This window comes from Adonisia turfae CCMR0081 (genome assembly GCF_011009555.1).
GTDB classification, from domain to species: domain Bacteria; phylum Cyanobacteriota; class Cyanobacteriia; order Phormidesmidales; family Phormidesmidaceae; genus Leptothoe; species Leptothoe turfae.
Window position 1 is genome coordinate 1,518,311 of the sequence record NZ_QXHD01000004.1, and the last position, 18,673, is coordinate 1,536,983.

An 18,673-nucleotide genomic window follows, 5' to 3' on the forward strand; every position below is an offset into this window, starting at 1 on the left:
AAATTGATAATGATCAAAATTACGCCACAAAGTACTAGGTTGATCGGGCCCGTGCTCTCAATTATCCACGACCTTTAATACGCAACTCGTGCCAGCGGAGCCCAACTAACACTATACTCGTCAGTGTGAAGCCAGGCTCTTCCATAAGAGTAAAGATAAAACCATTAACGATGACATTGAGGACTAAGAAACGAGATACATCGTCTTTAGTAATTCTAGTTAAGGTAACAAACCATAAATAGATGTAGCTGCCTAGACCTAAAAGACCTAAGTCTCCCCAGATACCGGCCCAGCCCCATAGGGGAGAGAAAAAACTTGAATCTAAATAATTCCCACGCCACCTTGACCAAACTAAATCAGTGACCGGATGGGTCGTTGCACCCATGGGTCCAACAAGAGACCAATAGTCTCTGATCATCCAGCCTCCTATGCGACCAATGGTGTGCCCAGGCCCCAAACCAAAGAACCAGTTTAAGAATGAATTGTAGTGGTTGGGAATAACTCTAAAAGGGGTGGTTTTGAGAACGGTTGCATCGCCGTTAGGGCCATAGATATGGGGGCGAATCCAGCCTCTATAGGCGCTAAAAAAATCGACATTGTAAATACACCAATAGAAGGTGTACCCCAGTAGACCGGCTGCAATAATATATTGGAAGGCTACTTTGAAATCGGTGATTTTGCTAAAAATTAGACAGCCCCAGGCTAAAAATGCGACTAATATTACCTGTTTCGCATCAGCAAATAAGACCTGTGCCATCACTGCGGCAAGCACAGAAGTACGTATCCAAACGGGCATTGTCTTAGCACTGACGTAATAGTAAAGACCAAATACTAAGGATGCACTCGCCCCCACTACGTGACCACCGGAGGAGAGATAAAAAACACCTTGGATATTATCTTCTATGGTCATCCGAGTGTGGGCTAACAGACCTGTGGTTAAACCTACTTTCTGAAGCAAGGCTAGCCCCAGATGGATAGCTCCAAAACGAAGAATCCAGTTTTTGAATTGGTCTAAGGAGTCTTGTGTAAATGGAACGGAAATAAGGGCGGCCAAAAAAATAAAAGGCTCTGAGATAATCATGAGCCCTAAGAAGACATTGATCAGGCCTGCGTTATTTAGTAAGGCACTGGCGGTTGCGATCGCAAACAATGCCACCAATCCAACAAGTAGAGCCTGTACAGTAGCCAACTGCCTGCGGGATTGATGCCGACTGCTCAACATCACTAGGCTGCAAGCCGCAGGTAGCACAATAAAGTGAACAAAATTGATCGGTGCTGGAGCCCCCATTGACTCAAGGAGTCTGGGAAAAAAAACCGTCGCAAATGAAATTAGTAACAAGCGAGAGCTTGAAATGAAACCCGCAGGCGCTTTGGGACGAGGTAGAGTCTGAGTCTGCATTGTTAGCGTAAAGTAACCGGTGTGGCCGATGGAGCCGATGGAGAAACGGGCACAAGTTGGGAGTAAATGGCCATCAGCTGCGAATAGTTAGCGGTTGCTGTATAGTTGGCCTCAAACTCAGCACGAGCATTTTGACGCATCTGTCCCTGAGGTTCAGGATGGTCTAACATCCAATGCACCTGACGGGCTAGATCGTCAGGATTGCCAGGGGTGAAATGTAAACCAGTATGGCCAGATTTAACAATTTCTGTGATGGCACCAATCTTAGAGGCAATCACAGGAGTACCCGTGGCAAATGCCTCGACAGCAACTCGACCAAAGGTTTCATACCACTTAGATGGAAAGATCAAAAACTGAGCCTCCCCCATCAGCTGATGCACCTCAGCCATCGGTCTACGGCCCAGCCATTCTATGTGGGGCATCTGTTCAACTGCTGCGGTCACCAGTGTCGACAGTGGCCCATCCCCTACAACTTTGAGGGGTAACGGTGTTTTGAGCTGTTTCCAGGCGTCTAGCAAGGTATCCAGCCCTTTTTCCACAGAAAGACGCCCCACATACAGAGCGTAACCGCCTTTGCCAGTACCCACCTGCGGCTCTGGGGCAACAAAGTTGGGTTTAACGACAATTTTGTCAGCAGGTAGTCCCCCCTCAATGAACTTTTGTCGCGCAAACTCTGTTAACGCAATATAGCAATCAACTTTATTTTTCCATGTGCCCATGGCTCGATGGGTGGAGAGCATGGCCGCAACTCCGGCACTGGCTACACGATTTTCTCGGTAACAGCCATGGACCATGCCCGGATAGGGAATTGGCTTACCGATACAGTCTTCACACACCTGTCCCTGGCGGAAGAACAGGCCGTTAGGACAGACAAGGCGATAGTTATGGAGAGTTTGAACAACAGGAATATTCTCAGCTTTAGCAGCGTAATAGATGGAGGGAGAAATCAGAGGGAAAAAGTTTTGCACATGCACAATATCGTAATGTTGTTGTGCCAGGCGCTTACGCACTGCGTTATAGGTAGTCTGTGACCACACAGTTTGTGCTGCCAGGGATAACTTACTCACCTCAGCAATGCGGTCATTGGTTTCCTCATAGAGATCCACCTGGTGCCCCTGCTCTTGCAGTAGACCCATTTCAGCTTCGTAGCATTCTTCTTCGCCACCACGGATCTGGTAGCGATTGTGAACCCCTAGAATACGCATTTGTAATCTAACTCCCTACGGTCTAAATTTACGAGTCCTTACTGCCAAGTCGGAATAGTTTGAAAGAGGTCGGCAGTTTTTGTGAAAGGGCTTACGTTACATACCTGGTGACCCAGCACAGAGTTCTTGATACAGCTGACTTAGCTGTGACGCTTTTGCCTGCCAGCTATAGTGCTCACGCACTAGCTTTTTCCCCGCTTCACCCATAGTTTTCCGCAGGTCAGGATCCTGTGCCAGCTTAAGCATTGCCTGACTGAGGTCTTGGGTCGCTTGCTCTGGTGTATGGGCTGCGATTCTAAATCCAGTTTCATCGGTCACCTGGACCGCTGGACCGCCTAAATCTAAGCAGAGAATCGGACGCCCTGCCGCCATCCCCTCTAAGCAGACCCAACCACCCGAATCATGCAGGCTAGGGTGTACCAACACGTGACTTTGAGCTAGCTTTTCCAGGGTTTCCTTACGGGGTAGCCGTCCCCAAAATTTGACTTTGTCGGCTACTCCCAGGTCCTTGGCTAGTGCCTGAAAGTTCTCCAGCTCCGGTCCCTCTCCCAAAATCCAATATTCAGCATTGGGCAAATTCGCTTTCGCAAACGCCTGAATACCCAGATAAAATCCTTTCCAATGGAGTAAACGTCCCATGCTGATCAAGCGGAAGGGGCCAGTCTCTGGCAGGGGACAACTATTTAACTTTTCTATCTCTTCTGGAGCCAGACCAGACTCTGAAGCGATTTGCACATGGGATGCGCCCATTTTGCTTAGTTGTTTAGCCGTGTCATGGGTGGTTGCTCGTACAACAGCACTACGTTGCGCCGTTAGCCGGGTAAAGGGATCAATTTCACCCATTTTATGGGCTAGCTTACGCAGGGTTTCATACTGTTTTGCTTTGTCGCTAAAGTCTTTGAAGAAACTCTGAGGAGCCTGTTCGCCACCGCCCACCGGCCCCCAAACAAAGGGAACAGGCAGTAGGGATAGCCAGCTAGGTGTTGAATAACGGACAAAGGTGACATGGTGAGCCACGTCAAAATTAATGTCTTGATGTAAGCGCCGGGCAACAAAGTAGGCTTGAATCTGCCACAGATAATAGTGAATTTGCATGGCACCCGATTGTCCCAGGCGCATGCTATCTTGCCAAAAAGGCAGCGTAAAGTAAACGAATTTCAGGTTGGGAATGGGGTTGCGAGCCAGCTCAGCTTCGATGGCCTCTTTGCTCTCATCAGGGCGAGTCAGCACCCAAACCTGATGGTGTTGCGCAACTTCTCGGGCAATATTCCAGCCCACACCAGGTTCTGAGCCCTTATTAGGCTCACAAGAGTAGGCAGAGATAAGAATTTTCATAACAATCTACGTCTACATTAGTGGCTAATCGTAACAATCAGCTATTCTTTGTCCGCAATTATGAGGTAACTACCATAAATATTGTGTATAGGAAAGTAATATCCTAAATAGCGAGTAACTTTACCGCTACCAAACAAACGAATATTTCTATATCCCATCATTTGAAGCTTGCATTTTAATGCATGTGGAAAATGTTGCGAAACATGCGCCTCGCCCAAAACACTCTCTTTTCGCAGTCTCTTTTTGTAGTCTTCAGGATTAGGAGTCGTTAACATTAATCGTCCCCCTATTTTTAAGACTCGGAAAAATTCTCCCAGGGTTTTATCTACATCATTTGGATACAAATGCTCTATGAATTCACCAGCGACTACAACATCAAATGACCTATCACTCACAGGTATATCTGTAGATAGACCATAAAAAGTTTGGGCATAGATATTTTTGGATAGCCGATCTAATCGATCTTGAACGCAGTCTAAACCTGCAATCTTTAGAAGTGAATTACATTGCTTTAGAATGTGGCCTCCACGACCAGTGTTACAGCCAACATCAAGCACGGTTTCATACTTTTTTGAAAAAAACTTATAAAACTGTCTATAGCGTTCTTCAGTGAATGGATCTGTTTCACTTGCTATCTGCTTGGCATTTAGTACCTCGTATTCCTGAACTGTCATAGGGTTAGCCTCCACAAATATTTATGGTTGATATTGAAAAAATCTAAAGCTTTTTACCAAGCTAGACTCGTTTCATAACCGAGTTCAATGAGCAAATCCCCGGCAATTTTCTTAAATTCTGCCTTATGGTCTTCTTTGAAGTACTGTTGCCATCCTCCAATAGCACCTTTTCCACCTTTCTTAAATGTGTGAGATTCTTCTGGGTTCATGGCATAGGAACCAAATTTAGCCTTGATTTCTTCAGAGGAAAGGTTGACCTGAAGATGATCCATAATTTGACCAATAAGGTGTAGCCGCTTGTCTTCAGAGCCACCCCCCCTTTCTCCCACCAGATCTTCAAACTTAACCGCCAGGGTTTGTGAATCCTGAAGCCAGCCATGCCAGCGTGAGAAGTCTTGAGCAATATTAGGCTGGGAAAGGTTTGAACCAAACGGTGAGCCGACAGGGACACCGACAATGGAGTTCATTAACTGCTGGTCGAAGTTAGATTGCTGCTGATAAATATCGTGCAAAAATATGCGTTTCTCTTTGGTTACCCAGCGAGCATGGGAAACCGCTACGTCTCTGAGATCGCGATAGATAAATAAAGGCTTGCAATGGTGCTCACCTAAGATGTCTAAAATCTCTTGTGAATGCATTAGGTGCGATCGCACAATAGATTGATTAGGGGCAGACCCTAACTTCCATCGAATATGGTTAGGCGTGTTCATAATGCCGCAAAGGGCTTGAACAGAAATAATGTCATCCCATCGCTTGAGGCCAGGGGTTGAATAAAGAATCTGATACAGTAAGTGAGTGCCACTTTTAGGATAGGAATTACAGATCACGAAATTCTTAGGGCGATTACCTGAAAGAGCTTTCGCTTTAAGCGTCCTAGTCAAAAAAACAGCATCTCTAGCATGTAAGCCTAGAACATTTCTGAGTTGATAGCTCATCCTATAATTCCTTAAATTTAAGCAATATTTGTTTCAGCAGCACTAGCTAATAGCGATTCATATATCTGAGCAATTTGCTCGGCGGTGTTTTTCCAAGTAAATTTCGCTGCGCGTGTTGTCCCCTTAGTTATCAGCTCACGTTTTACATCTGGATCTTTAAAGATTGCTTCTACTGATTTAGCAATACCATTAATATCCAGAGGCTCCACAAGGATAGCGGCATCATCAACCACCTCTGGTAGTGAGGTGACATTGGACGCAATTACAGGCAGACCACAGGCCATTGCTTCTAAAACCGTGATCCCAAAACCTTCATATGTTGAAGGCGCGACTAATATGTCAGCTGCATTATAAATTTTGATCAAAGTCTCCTTGTCAGGTTTACCTAGATAAGATATACGACCATCAAGTTGATGTTCCGCAATAAATTTTTTCTGGTCATGGGTAAAGTCATCCCCTGCCTTCCAAAAGTGAATGGGGAATCCTTTAGTTTGCAACTGAGCCACAACCTTCAAAATTGTAATGATATTCTTGCGTGGGTTGTTAGAACCAACATTGAGTAAACAGCATGTTTCCGCAGGTATGTTTAAATCTTGACGAAAATGGCCCTCTGCCTGGGAAGTTATAGCCTGAAAAATATCGTCTACCCCGTTGGGAACAGTTTGGATTTTCGTTGCACCCACGTCCAAATACTTAATAATATCTTGGGCGGTATAGTCCGAAACTGAAACAATTCGATGGGCTTCACACATGCTGCGCAGTGAATATTTCCATGTGGCTAAACTTAACCAAGGCATCAGAGCTCGATCACGAAATAACTCTGGATGGACTAGATTGATCAAATCGTGACAGGTAACAACAACAGGCACCTGGGCTGTTTTAAGCCAGTTCACGAGATAGCCATCACTGTGGTCAATAATATGAAAAATGTCGGACTCACAATTTTGTAAGCCTTTAGGATATTGCCAATATCTCTGGTGATATTTTTGTATGCCTTTGAGTAGAGAGTTAGTACGCTTGCCCTGAACAGGGTTATCAGGAAAATTTTCCACAATTTCCCAATTCGGTCGAACGGCTCTAAGTCCTTCCACCACGGCGTCGGCATACACATCCATACTAAAAGAAACGCCGGGAGAACGCCTTAATATTGTTATGCGCATTTCAGGTATAGGTCCTTAGTATTTACAGACAACTTCATCTCGTTAAATCTCGAAATACTAAGACGAAACAGGATGTAAATTCAATTTTTGTCCAGTTTTTTGCCGCTGGATGCGCTCAATAACTGCTAAAAAGGCATTGACTTCGCAATTTAAGTCTTGATTAGCAAACACTTCGCGCGCACGTTGGCTATAGGTTTTGCGAGTTTGGGTACAGGTCAGCGAGAGGATAGCCTTGGCAAGGGCATCCACATCCCCACAGGGGTAGACAAGACCGTTATAGTGGTGACGAACGGTATCGCTATAGCCCCAGTTGCCACAGCGATCGCTAATAATGGCGGTACAACCACAGGCCATGGCTTCAGAAACCACCAGAGGATGGGGGTCTGACCATGAGCTAGCCACAAATACATCTAGAGCTGCATAGTATAGGGGCAGCTTACTTTGATTAATAAAGCCAACGTTGATCACCTCTCCATTTAACTCACTCAGTCGCTCATTAATGGCATCATTGAGTTCACCACCGCCTAGCATAATGCCTCGCACCCGTGGATCTTTGCGATGGGCTTGCACAACGGCATCGATGAACTCAAAGGGGTTTTTGCGCTCAATATATTTGCCAACAAAACTATACAGAATCGTATCGTCATCCCAGGCTAGCTCTGCCCGAATTTTCTTGATCTCTTCTGGGTTTTGGGCCAGTGTCTGCTCGTAGCGATCGCGATCAACCGGATAACATCCCCGTACAATCTTGTCAGCGGAAACGCCATAGTGACGGAGATATATTTCATTGTGATCACCACTGGAGATCCAATGATCTACCAGCCCATACATGGATGGATACAGTAAAGTAGTGGCCAGCTTTCTTAAGTAGCTAAAATGTGAGTCTGTAATAATTGTGGCATCATTTTGCATAATAATGGGAATGCCCTGCTGCTTACACAGCAAGATTGCCAGTCGATAGGAATAGGTGAAAAAGCTACTGACAAAGACAGCGTCAAAGTTTTTTGCCTTAAGCCTATTGATCAAGCCTGGAGTAAACAGTCCACGCTTAATCTTTGGGGCCACACTACCATTCCAATTCTTCAGATACTCATAGGTATAGCCACTGGTCAAATCCACGTCCCAAGCGGCTGTATTACCCACACCTTTAGCCCCTTGGGCCTGGTTTTCAGTACACAGATAAAAGGCTGAGACATCGACTCCTGGTTGAGCATTCAACTGACGCCAGAGAGGAGCATGGTGCTGAGTCGGATGAGTAAAAACAACGCCTAAGCGAAAGTTATTAGTTGACATGTGTCTAACCACCTAACACTAATGATTTAGTAAAAGACAAATAAAAAGCGATAAGGTCACTCAGGGAAGAATTCCTAGACCAGCGCTCTTAACTCAAGAAAAAGCTAATTGAGAGGATGACCAGAAACATTGTTTCCTTTAAAAATTTCCTAAACGATAGTTTGACCTATCTCTTCTCATTTAGCTTGCTTAGGCACTTGTTTAACGGTGAGCCCCTTGTAGGGATATCTTTTCTGAATTTTGAATTGCATTCTTGATGCAACTTGTCAATCATTCAGCATGTAATGGTGGTGTTAGCCAACCTGTAACATCACTTTCGGTAATATTAGCAATAGATCCGGACTCATCCGGGATAACGGCTCAATCTGAGAGCTGAGTGCCAAGAGTCTTTGCTCAATTCGATACCATCATCTTGAGGAGTTTAGGTCTTGCCTGAGGTGAAAATAACCAGATCACTGCTGGCCTAGCTAATGATAGCGGCATGATACCGACCCAAACAAACCATACGCTATAAATTGCCCGTCTGAGCGGTGTTAAATCTGAGTATTTCCAAAGCGAAATCAAACCAGAAAAAGTTAGATTGAGACGATTATCTGATGGAATAGGATGATTGCTAAAATTCAAACGCAATGACGCTAGGCGAGACCAGAGACGTCCAAAAAATCTTAGCTCAAAGTCCTTTGGCATCTCGTAACCAAACTGTTCTGCCTTTTCTATTAAGAGTCTATCCCTTAGTAAATCATGCTGTACGTATTTGCCCAGTTTCCCTTCATCAAATGTGGCAGAAACCCACCTATTGTTTTGATGTATTCTGTAGCCTGCTAACGCAGTTTCGATGGAAGCCACCGAACCATAAAAGGGAACGAGTGTTGTTAAATAATTATCAGCAGCTAACTTAAAATCATCTTCTGGGATGGGAAAAATTTCGGTTAGTGCTTTTCGACTAATAGCATTACCAGACGTAGGAACGGTAGCATAGGTTGTTTTTGAAAGAAGTGTCTTATAGACATCGCCAATGGCCAACTTAGCGTTCCTAGGATAGGTATAGTCTAGCGAGTTATTCTCACTGTCTACAACGCCTAGCCTGTAATGAAGCTTAGATAGATCATCTCGCCAGTGTTCCATGACCTCTGCAACAGCATTGTCAAAAAGATAGTCATCTGAATCAAGAAAAATGATGATATCGCCCTGGCTAGCAAAAAAGCCAGCATTTAAGGCTGAAGCCTGTCCACCATTTTCTTTAAAGATAGTTTTGACACGTGAATCATACTGCTGGATCAAGTCTTTTGAGTTATCTGTAGAGCCATCATCTACCACAATGACTTCAATATTGTCATAGGTTTGACTCAACGCACTGTCGATCGCTTTTTTGACAAATTTTTCATAATTATAGTTGTTAATAATAATGCTAACCAGCGATTTACTACTCATATCCGATTCCTATAATAGAATTTATGGGACACCTCATCTACTTCAACCATGTAGATAGATCCCTATCTATCAGGTCCTGTAGCTTTAGAATATCGTCGCGGTAAATAGCAGTCAGTTGTTGCCGCGTCTGAGGCAGTAATTCAGGTTTCTTCCCAATGTTCCACTGCTTGATGCGCTTGGCAGCGTTGTGTCGTAAATCTTCAGGAACAATGGTCTGAATAGTTGATCTTAAAACATTATCCCTGGAGAAGAACTTCTGTAGCAGCATGCTTTTAGGCATCCCAGATACATTCTGTTTAGTCATATCCGGATTAAAATCGGGATCAACACCTAAAAACTCAAAAATATCCCTCAAAATACCAAGAGAATCACGGCATAAATCCTCAAAAAGATAGATTTTGAATTGTTTCTCATCAAACCGTTCAAAGTACGGCTTAAGTTGTGCATGGTAATATCCAGCTGTTTGATAATGCCACAGATGAGACCAATTGTTAGCAATTCTTGATGGTTCTGCCTTGAGCCCTTCTTCAAAAGATAAGGGTTCATAGTCCTCACGTTTTAAGTGGGTGTAGCAGGAAAAGGCTCTATCGACCGGATGTCGTAAAATAACGATCATCTTGGCATCGGGAATGTAGTGTTTGATTCGATCGGCAGCCTTTTCGCTATACAAATAGATAGGAGATGCTTCGCCAATGGCAATCTCATCAGTTACGTCTTCGAACAGCTTTTGATAGTCTTCTAGATTATTTATAGAGTATAGATTAATGCCCTTGTCGGGGTTTTGAAAGTTGATTTCTTCTCCTTCCAAAGCAAAAAATTTAGGCTCCTTTGAGAAGGGCATAAAAATCTGCGGGTGCTGTCTTAAATAATAATGGAGTGAACTAGTGCCAGCTTTGGCAGAACCAATAATCAGAAAATTTGGCATATTCATAACGTTAGTCCTTATTTTCAATTCATTTAATTTAAACAAAAAATATCCTTTAAACCATCTTCACGAAGGAGAGCTTTAAAAGATAATAGGTAACCATAAAATTTAGTTTTATTTTTTCTAACAAGTTACTTTGGGAAAAATAGTCTTCGATTAACTTGCTAAAGCTCTGATCATTGACCTGACTTTTTTTCTTGAGACTAACCCCTTTGGCTAGAAGCTTATTACTCAGACTCTCAAAGTCAGGACCTTTAGCTCTAATCCAATAGCCAGTGGCAATAGATATCTCAGCTCCAATTTTCCGTTTATTGGTAAAGTCGGTTTCTGAAAAAATATTATTGTGCAGTCTAAAAATACATAGGTTTCTTTCTGTCTGATAACCTGTGCCTAGCCCAACTGCTAAGAGTTTTATATATAAATCTGAAATAGCAACACCCGATTTACCACGAACTTCAGGCATTGGAAAAATTTTTTCAGCTAAGGTTCTAGATAAACAGATATTAGATGTTGCCGGGGCAAAGTCAGGAGCTTTACCACTTTTGAGCTCATTTCTAAAGTCAATTTTTCTAGGATCTTCAGTCGTATTATTTTGATTGACCTCTTGAAAGTAATCTGTCAGTCGATTATTGACGAGTTGATCAGAGCGATAGGGGGTTGACCGATGGAAAAACCAGTCAGTCTTGTTATCTTTTCTAAATACCTTAACGACGTCTGCAACTTTATTAGTCAGATACAGGTCATCTGCATCTAGTAGACAAATAATCTCTCCACTACTTCTGGCAAATCCTGCATTTAAAGCCGAGGCTTGGCCACCATTCTCTTTAAGGACTGCTATTATTTGCTCTCCATAGCTACGAATAACATCTGGAGATTCGTCTTTAGAGCCATCGTCCACGACAATAACTTCGACATTTTCATAGGTCTGATGAAGAGCACTGTCAATCGACTGACTCACAAATGAACCATAGTTATAGTTATTGATGAGTATGCTAACTAAGGGTTTATATTCACTCATGGTCAATATCAATTGCTCTATACATCATTCAAAGGGACAGTAAAACTGGTCATAATGCGATCTCATTTTGATTAAAAATTAACCACGTTCAGATATACCACCGCCAAACTGTAGTCTCATTCTTTCTTTGATCGCTGCGCCTCTGAGACGTAACATTACTGTTGTAAATTGGATTTTTTGACGGGGAGTCCGTAGCCGTTTGTCTTGCCAGGTACGTATAAAAAATCGGACAGGAGGTTTGAGAAAGCTAATAAAATCGATTAGCAAAGCCAACTGTGTTGTTTTGCCAGTCTTAATAGCATCATAACGACCACCCATAATTCGAGTGCAACGCTTATAAAGATCATCCCAGGTATTTCGAGTGGGATGCTTTACACAGGCATCTTTAGCATAAAGCTGTCGATAGCCAGTGTTAAAAACTCGCTGTCCCCATTGCTTATCCCCGCCAGATTTAAGCGTTTTATCAAAATCACCTACAGCCTTGATGACATGGCTAAATGTAAATAGATTGGCAGTGACGCCAAACTGGCCATTCTCTAAAAATTGATCCTGCGGAAATCCTAGGGCAATTATTTCATAGAGCTCATAGGGATTAGGATTATTAGCATCTTCGGCAAATAGATCAATGTGACCAGCGACTAAACCAACATTGGGTTCACTAAGTAGAACAGCTACGCCATTTTCTAACCATGTTGGAGTTGGAATGCAGTCTGCATCTGTGAAAGCAATGACATCGCCTTTGGCCAATGACAGTCCCTTGTTACGTGCGATATACGAACCAGGCTGAGATTCATGCGTTAATGTGACTTGCTCAAAATCATTAGTGACATCACTAACCGTTTCTGTCGAATTATTGTCTACGACGATGATTTCATATCTGTCTTTTGCATAAGTTTGCTTGCTCAGAGCAGCCAAACAATTTCCGAGAAACTTATTACTGTTATAAACAGGAATAATAATTGAAACAAATGGAGTTTGAGCTAGTTTAGCAGTCATTGTATTGGCTGGTAGGTTAAAGACCTTATTCAAGGTAGGTAAGAAAAGCAGAGGATCAAAGTAAAAATTTATATTTAAGAAAAGATCTGAACTCTTAAACTCCCAAGCCCCATCTAGAAATATCTATGCCATACTCTTGAGTGAGCTTTCTCAAGTCATCTCGCAGCTCTTGTGTGATAAAGTTACGCTGACTTTCTGAGAACTCTACTTTTTCAGTGATTTCTTCAACCGTGAAAAATTTGCGAACAGCGTTTTTCGCTCTGCGCTGTTTACCAGAGGGTAAATAGCTAATGATTGGTGATGCAATATATCTATCAAATGTTGGCCAGAGAGAATTTGTTCTCATCATCCCCTTTGAACGGTTATGTAATTTAGAGACATCAGAAAAGTCAAAATCAGAATTTATGCCTGCAAAATCACAAATTTTTTTTAATACCTCTTGTGGTCGGGCTTTAAGATCGTCAAACGTGATAATTAAAATATCTTCTTTAGGAAACCTTTTGTGATATGCATCCAATTGCATCGCATATTTTGAAACTTCAATAGCTGGATATGGGATGCCATGGACGATGTTTTGCTTATATTTAAGTGACCAGCCTTCTTGTAAATCATGAGTACAATGGGAAACTATCCGGTCAATGGGGTTTCTAACGATATAGACAAACTTAAAGTTTACTTTTTGCTCAGATTTAATTTGATATATTCTATCAACTACATCAGTTTTTCTAGGTAGTTTTGTATATGCTGTAGAAGCTTCCAACGCAATCTTATGAGTTTCATGATCATAGTCCCAGAGGCTTTTATAGTAGTCAAAACCTCGTACCCAAGAATTGTTGTTTGAAAAAAAATTCGGTTCTTTTTGTCTGCAACGTGAAATCTCAGGATGCTGAGCCAAATAATGAAATAGGCTTGTGGTTCCGCATTTCATAGAACCAATCATTAGCAAAAAAATGTCAATATCCTGATTTTTCATGGTTTATCCTATTAAAACTAAACATACTTCTAAGGTTTAGCGTCAAGTTCTAGAAACTAGGCATTACCGATACGCTGCAAGCGTTTTTTCGGCAATGGTATCCCAGGTCCAATGGCTGACAATCTGGTAGTTGTGTTGCCCCATCTTGCTGAGCTGATCTGAAGCTTGCATAGATGCATGTAATGCCTGACGTAACCCATCTGGTGAATCTGGGTCATACAGAAATGCACCCAGATCATCCAAAACTTCTCCAATATGCCCTCTACGAGGTGCAATGCATGTTTTCCCGAAAGACATTGCCAAAATGACAGCTCCAGACGTCAAAAACTCTCGGTAGGGAAATACAACAACATTGGCCGCATTCATGTAAATTTGCAACTGATTATCAGGGATGAAGCCTGGTAGGTATCGAATGTGAGCATCGTTTACAGCAGCAGTAGTTAATTGGTTAGCTAGTTCTTGATCTTTAGGCTTGCCTGCAATGACCAGATATGTGTTGGTTGAATCTAGTCTTTTGAAGGCTTGGAGAAGATCTGCCACACCTTTGTAGGGGTGAATGGTTCCCAAGAATAATAGAACTAAGCCTGACTCTGGCAGGTTGAGTGTTTGTCTAGCCTCCTGAAGTGTTGCTGTATTAGGATAGCTATCAATGTAATTAGGGTGGGGTAGTACATAAATACATTGCTGATTTTTGAAGTAAAACCTTTGAGCTACTTCTGCTTTAGCTGTCTCACTATGGACAATTAGTTTATGAGCAATGTGGGCGACTAAAAATGACGCAATATTATCTAGCAGCAGATATTTATTCTGATGATTTTTTAAGTTGTGAATTGTCCAAATAATATTAACTTGAGAGAACCTGAGAATAAGTAGCTGAACAATAAATAGACAAAGCTTCAAAGCGGCTCTGAAGCCGCTCTCTTCCTCTAAAAAGAAATGATGTAACCAATGTAAATGTAGAACATCTGTCTGATTACTTTTAACTGTTTTAAGCAAGCTAGATGTGCTGCAGCTAACGCCTGTGACCTTGTGCCCTTTTTGGGTTAACTGATCAGATAATTTCTGTTGATACGGGTTGTCAGTATACCAGGGGGCAATAATCACGTTAAGACTATCCTGGTATTGATTAGATGCTTGGATATTTTGACCAAGACTATTCTCGGCAGCCCCTTCTTGGTCAGTCTGAGTCAATGACTTATTTTTTGTAAATGCTCCAAGCATATACTTTAAACCTCCTAGTTCCTCAAGCCAAGTTAAAATGAAACCTACACTACGATGAAGAAAAGTGTATAGATTGAGAATCATTTAGAAAGCTCAAAATACATCTAACACCTTTGAATTCCATTGTTTTGCAGCTAATTTGTACAATTTAATATCTGGTTGGCAGATTTCTTCAATTTTATTTCTTAGTTGACTAGAAATCTGAGATCTTTGTTGTGATTTTGAAACAGGATTTGAGTTTTTATTTTCAATTTTTAGACTAACACCAAATACATCCTTATAAGTTTGAGTAAAGCCATTTAAATCTTCCAGAAAGCCTACTAGAGAAAAATTAGACAAGTTTTCTGCTGCAATTGAGATCGCATCCTCAGAGGTAGGATCTAAACCCAGATTTTTATCCGTCAACTTCTGTACATAATCACTACCTAGCTTTTTTCCTGCTTCTGAATCTACAAAACTTTCCAAGTCAGAATCAATGCTGAAGTGGTTATCTTTTTTGCTTCTATTAAAGAAGTATTGAGATATCCATTTTTTAACAGGATGTCGCAATATTGTCATAAAATCCCAGTCTTGGCCAAATTCTTTATAGACCTTGTCACTATATCTAAAATGACCTGCAATATACTGATAGTTATGATTAGACATGCTGTAAAGTAGAATGTCTTCCCGAAAGTCCATTAGATTTTTGTTGGCAATTGTCGCCCCTTTCAAAGAAGCATGGGCACTTAATTGGAATGTTCTTTTCTTGCCGAAAAATCCAAAGCTTTTTCGAATTGCTTCATCCATGGATGTTCCACCACATTTTGGAATATGAAGGAAGAAAATCTTTGACTTCATTTGATTGGTCTGAAGTGGAGAAAAATAAAGTAAATTCTGCATAGCTATTGGAAAAACGATTGTGGAAGTAAGATCTAAGAAAAGTGTTTAAGTATTTAACTGACAAGTAGTTACAAATTTTGAAAGGACTGTTTAGAGCTATTGCATTTAGAATTGAAAGAGTTGGAACGATGAATTACTTGGGCGTAATGTTGGGTATGATCTTCAACAATAGTGCGAATCTGCAACTGGCTACGTAAATGATCGATAGCTGTATTGTTAGACTCTTTCGGTTGAGATAGAAGATTGCTCAGAAGCATGGCCAGAGATCTGGCAGTGTAAGGCTCAAAGGTATGGATTGAACCCGGTGAAATGCTGTTGTATCCTTCAATTTGAGGGAGCTTATAGGCGGCTACCTTTGGGTGTGAAATCGATATCCAGGTAGATAGTGAACCGGAGGCAGAGCACTTCATAAATGGACAGACGGCAACGTCTGTAACCATAAGATATTCTTCTAGTTCTTTTTCGGATAGATAGCCTGTGATTTTTAGCCGATCAGCAACTTTGAGAGTTTCCGCTAATTGGGTGAGTTCTTGCAAAAACTGTTCGCCACCACTACCTTCACTATTTTGTCCTGCAAAAACGACCATCACATCTGAGGGAAGCTCAGGAAGCGTTTCCACCACAAGTCGATGGCCTTTGCGGGGATGAATCCAACCTAGCAGTGTAATGATCCTCTTATTTTTAAGGTCTAAAGACTGCCGAACCTCTTCAGGATTGATTTGAATGTCCCTTGTTTCCACAAAGTGAGGGATTATTTTGATTTTTTCTTTAGCCTTAGTTTGCAAGTTAGATACAGATACCAGTCTGTCAAATTCCTGTTGGGTACAAACAAAGACTTTACCCATACGATGGATCAAAAACCGAATCGCTAGTGCTTTAGGCCCATACATGGCCTTAAAATAAAAGACTGGTTTAGACCATTGAAAGGGGACTTGTTCCCAGTAAACATCGTGTAAGGTTACAACTAAGACAGCTTTGCAGCTGAGGGCAAAAATAAAGAGGTTTAACACACTTAGTGTTTTCCCCCAGATGGTCTTGTTATATTGAAAGTGAACGATATCTGCATCGGCCAGTTTTTGAGCAGCTTGATGCAACGTTAGCAGGTTTTGCCACCAGGCTTTGTCTAAAGCCGCACTGGTTTCAATAACAGAGTCATTGGGGCGTGTTTTGGCTTCCTCAGCAATGAGCCGACCATAGCGATGTAGGCCATGTTCTTGAGGGCCTACATGTAAGTAACCGATATTCATAGTTTTACTAGCTTGTTTATATAGCGTTTGGCAAGCTTTAACTTTTGCTGAGTATGTTTTTGGGCGTTCGCTTTTAAGAGCGGCCAACTGGCAGATTGCGTCTTATATCCAAGTTGGCACATCTCGCTGCTGGCAACCGCTTCAATGGTGGCAATTTCTAGGGTGGATAGCTCGGTTTGCCAGCGGTTTAAGGATTTGTTATTGACGGGTCTAACGGCATTTCCTTTCCAAGGTTCACGGTTAACGTTGACTCGCTTGGATTGTTGGGTGTGGTAGTCTAACATACTGGCATCAAACGATAACTCTAAAAAGTTGCACAGCTTTTTAAGACAATCTTCTGACGCTGAGATTAGTTGCTCATAATGCAATGTAAAAATAGCACCATTATCGGGTGGCGACTGACGTGCTGTGGCCATATATCTCCGCCAAACCTCAGCGTCACCCCCAACACTGCCTGTACTCCATGGCACCGTCTTCCAAGAATTAATGACAGCTCTAGGATCTCGTATTATGTGAATAAAACGAGCTTTTGGAAAGAAGGTCTGTAGGGTCTGCATATAGAGCAGATGGTTAGGGGTTTTTTCTCCTACGATCTGGGTATTGCGACCTTGTCGAAACTGCTCCAGCAACAACGTGAACAGTGCAGCATAGCTTCTATCGAGTGTTTGTGCAGCATCCTGAAAAGTTGACAGGTCTAGTTCCATCTCCGCAAATTCGGGGATGTCGGCAATGGCGTGAAGCAAGACTTGGTAATTTGCATCTTCTGCTAGGTCACCATAGTGCTCCCGCTTTAGCCAAAAATTTCGGATGAAATGGGTTTCAGGTGCGATCGCAACGTCTGGATGAGCATCCAACATCTGCTGTAGCAGCGTGGTACCAGAGCGCGGACACCCCACCAAAAAAATAGGATTTAGGGTCTGCATAGGTTTGCTATCTTTCATGGCGCTAGTGAGCATATCCCAACTGCCGGAGTAGAGAGCCTGCCTCTTGATTCACCTGTTGGTGTTGTTCTTCAGCAAACTCCCTTTCCCAACCGCCAACGGATGTTGCTTTAGCTTGTGAGAATGCCTCGTAGAGCGTTTGGCTAGAGACCGAACTCTCAATTCCTAAGTAGTTAAGTAGCTTTTGTGCCGCCTGCTGAGGCTGACTAACCAGGTCTTCATAGCGTAGTTCGTAGTATTGATCGGCTGGCAATGCTTGGGCCTGCTCAAGAATACTGCTGACATGACGTCGCCAGGCCCAAATACAACGATGAATATCGCTAGTGCTTTCAAACTCCTTCACACGTTCAGGTTCTACCCAAAAGCGAGCATAGGGACCATGGCGATAGCCACTAGACTCTCGTTTGTCAGAGTTGGCCGAAGCGGCTTGTAGCCATGGCTTTTTGCTATGGGAGAGCGCGGCATCTCTGCCATCACGAATAATGTGAATAAATTGGGCGTCGGGAAAGGCTTGATAGAGAAAGTCAATTAAAAAGCAATTACGGGGGGTTTTCTCGGCAAAGCGTAAATCTCCATCTCCATGCAGTCGCATTAGCCATGCGTAAACAAGCTGATAGAAAAATTTAGCCTTGTCAAAGCTCCACGCCTGGGTATGAATATAGCGAGCGGCTGATTTAGTGGCGACTGGCTCAAAGTGATAGGAAAGCTCCGGCAGTTGGCCAATACATGATCCTAGAAATGTGGTGCCAGAGCGAGGAGAACCCACAATAAAAATTGGACGGCTCAGATTGGGAAATAGCCAATGCCATAGTCTAGTAGTAGATACGGGTCGCTTTTTTTTGTGATAATTTTTACGATCGACGGATACGGTTTGTCGAGCCCAAACTAGCAGGTTAAACCAGCGGATTGGCTCAACCATATCATGGGGGATAGAGGTCATCTTACTGGTAGTAACTTCACTAAAGTTTTTCATACTCAATAGCTTTAGTTCAGGATTGAGTCTTGATTATTTGAACCAGTCCTAAAATGTATAGTCAAAGC

General features: G+C 42.5%; 17 protein-coding genes. All 17 read right to left on the bottom strand.

Features of this window, described 5'->3' with window-relative positions:
* Window positions 1–61: 61 nt before the first annotated feature.
* Complete coding sequence (locus DXZ20_RS10670) at window positions 62–1,222, bottom strand: hypothetical protein (RefSeq protein WP_250565715.1); 1,161 nt, start codon at window positions 1,220–1,222, stop codon at window positions 62–64.
* Window positions 1,223–1,401: 179 nt separating this feature from the next.
* Window positions 1,402–2,604 carry a glycosyltransferase family 4 protein gene (locus DXZ20_RS10675; RefSeq protein ID WP_163698087.1) on the bottom strand — a complete coding sequence of 401 codons (1,203 nt, stop codon included), beginning with the start codon at window positions 2,602–2,604 and terminating at the stop codon, window positions 1,402–1,404.
* 96 nt (window positions 2,605–2,700) lie between these two features.
* Complete coding sequence (locus tag DXZ20_RS10680) at window positions 2,701–3,939, bottom strand: glycosyltransferase family 4 protein (protein WP_163698089.1); 1,239 nt, start codon at window positions 3,937–3,939, stop codon at window positions 2,701–2,703.
* A 41-nt stretch (window positions 3,940–3,980) separates the two neighbouring features.
* Window positions 3,981–4,613 (bottom strand): class I SAM-dependent methyltransferase, encoded by a 633-nt coding sequence (locus DXZ20_RS10685; RefSeq protein ID WP_163698091.1) that lies wholly within the window; start codon window positions 4,611–4,613, stop codon window positions 3,981–3,983.
* A 53-nt stretch (window positions 4,614–4,666) separates the two neighbouring features.
* On the bottom strand, window positions 4,667–5,548 hold the full coding sequence (locus DXZ20_RS10690) for a sulfotransferase domain-containing protein (protein WP_163698094.1): 882 nt from the start codon (window positions 5,546–5,548) through the stop codon (window positions 4,667–4,669).
* Between the two features lie 17 nt (window positions 5,549–5,565).
* Window positions 5,566–6,708 carry a glycosyltransferase family 4 protein gene (locus DXZ20_RS10695; protein WP_163698096.1) on the bottom strand — a complete coding sequence of 381 codons (1,143 nt, stop codon included), beginning with the start codon at window positions 6,706–6,708 and terminating at the stop codon, window positions 5,566–5,568.
* A 57-nt stretch (window positions 6,709–6,765) separates the two neighbouring features.
* Window positions 6,766–8,001, bottom strand: coding sequence for a glycosyltransferase family 4 protein (locus DXZ20_RS10700; protein WP_163698097.1), 1,236 nt, complete (start codon window positions 7,999–8,001; stop codon window positions 6,766–6,768).
* Window positions 8,002–8,394: 393 nt separating this feature from the next.
* Window positions 8,395–9,432, bottom strand: a complete 1,038-nt coding sequence (locus DXZ20_RS10705; RefSeq protein ID WP_163698100.1) for a glycosyltransferase family 2 protein — start codon at window positions 9,430–9,432, stop codon at window positions 8,395–8,397.
* A gap of 37 nt (window positions 9,433–9,469) precedes the next feature.
* A complete protein-coding gene (locus DXZ20_RS10710) occupies window positions 9,470–10,363 on the bottom strand; it encodes a sulfotransferase family protein (protein WP_163698101.1) in 894 nt (297 codons plus the stop codon).
* 49 nt (window positions 10,364–10,412) lie between these two features.
* Window positions 10,413–11,375: a glycosyltransferase family 2 protein gene (locus DXZ20_RS10715; RefSeq protein WP_163698103.1), complete on the bottom strand. Its 963-nt coding sequence runs from the start codon at window positions 11,373–11,375 to the stop codon at window positions 10,413–10,415.
* Window positions 11,376–11,453: 78 nt separating this feature from the next.
* The gene (locus DXZ20_RS10720; protein WP_163698105.1) at window positions 11,454–12,371 is read right to left on the bottom strand and encodes a glycosyltransferase family 2 protein; all 918 of its coding nucleotides are present in this window, start codon (window positions 12,369–12,371) and stop codon (window positions 11,454–11,456) included.
* A 94-nt stretch (window positions 12,372–12,465) separates the two neighbouring features.
* Window positions 12,466–13,344 (bottom strand): sulfotransferase family protein, encoded by an 879-nt coding sequence (locus DXZ20_RS10725; RefSeq protein ID WP_163698107.1) that lies wholly within the window; start codon window positions 13,342–13,344, stop codon window positions 12,466–12,468.
* Window positions 13,345–13,407: 63 nt separating this feature from the next.
* Complete coding sequence (locus tag DXZ20_RS10730) at window positions 13,408–14,565, bottom strand: glycosyltransferase family 4 protein (RefSeq protein ID WP_163698109.1); 1,158 nt, start codon at window positions 14,563–14,565, stop codon at window positions 13,408–13,410.
* Between the two features lie 93 nt (window positions 14,566–14,658).
* A complete protein-coding gene (locus DXZ20_RS10735) occupies window positions 14,659–15,444 on the bottom strand; it encodes a sulfotransferase family 2 domain-containing protein (protein WP_163669965.1) in 786 nt (261 codons plus the stop codon).
* 68 nt (window positions 15,445–15,512) lie between these two features.
* Window positions 15,513–16,691: a glycosyltransferase family 4 protein gene (locus tag DXZ20_RS10740; RefSeq protein WP_163698111.1), complete on the bottom strand. Its 1,179-nt coding sequence runs from the start codon at window positions 16,689–16,691 to the stop codon at window positions 15,513–15,515.
* Window positions 16,688–17,632 carry a sulfotransferase family protein gene (locus DXZ20_RS10745; RefSeq protein WP_163698113.1) on the bottom strand — a complete coding sequence of 315 codons (945 nt, stop codon included), beginning with the start codon at window positions 17,630–17,632 and terminating at the stop codon, window positions 16,688–16,690. Before DXZ20_RS10745 ends, DXZ20_RS10740 begins: the two co-directional genes overlap by 4 nt.
* Window positions 17,633–17,636: 4 nt before the next feature.
* Window positions 17,637–18,605: a sulfotransferase family protein gene (locus tag DXZ20_RS10750; protein WP_163698115.1), complete on the bottom strand. Its 969-nt coding sequence runs from the start codon at window positions 18,603–18,605 to the stop codon at window positions 17,637–17,639.
* Window positions 18,606–18,673 lie beyond the last annotated feature (68 nt).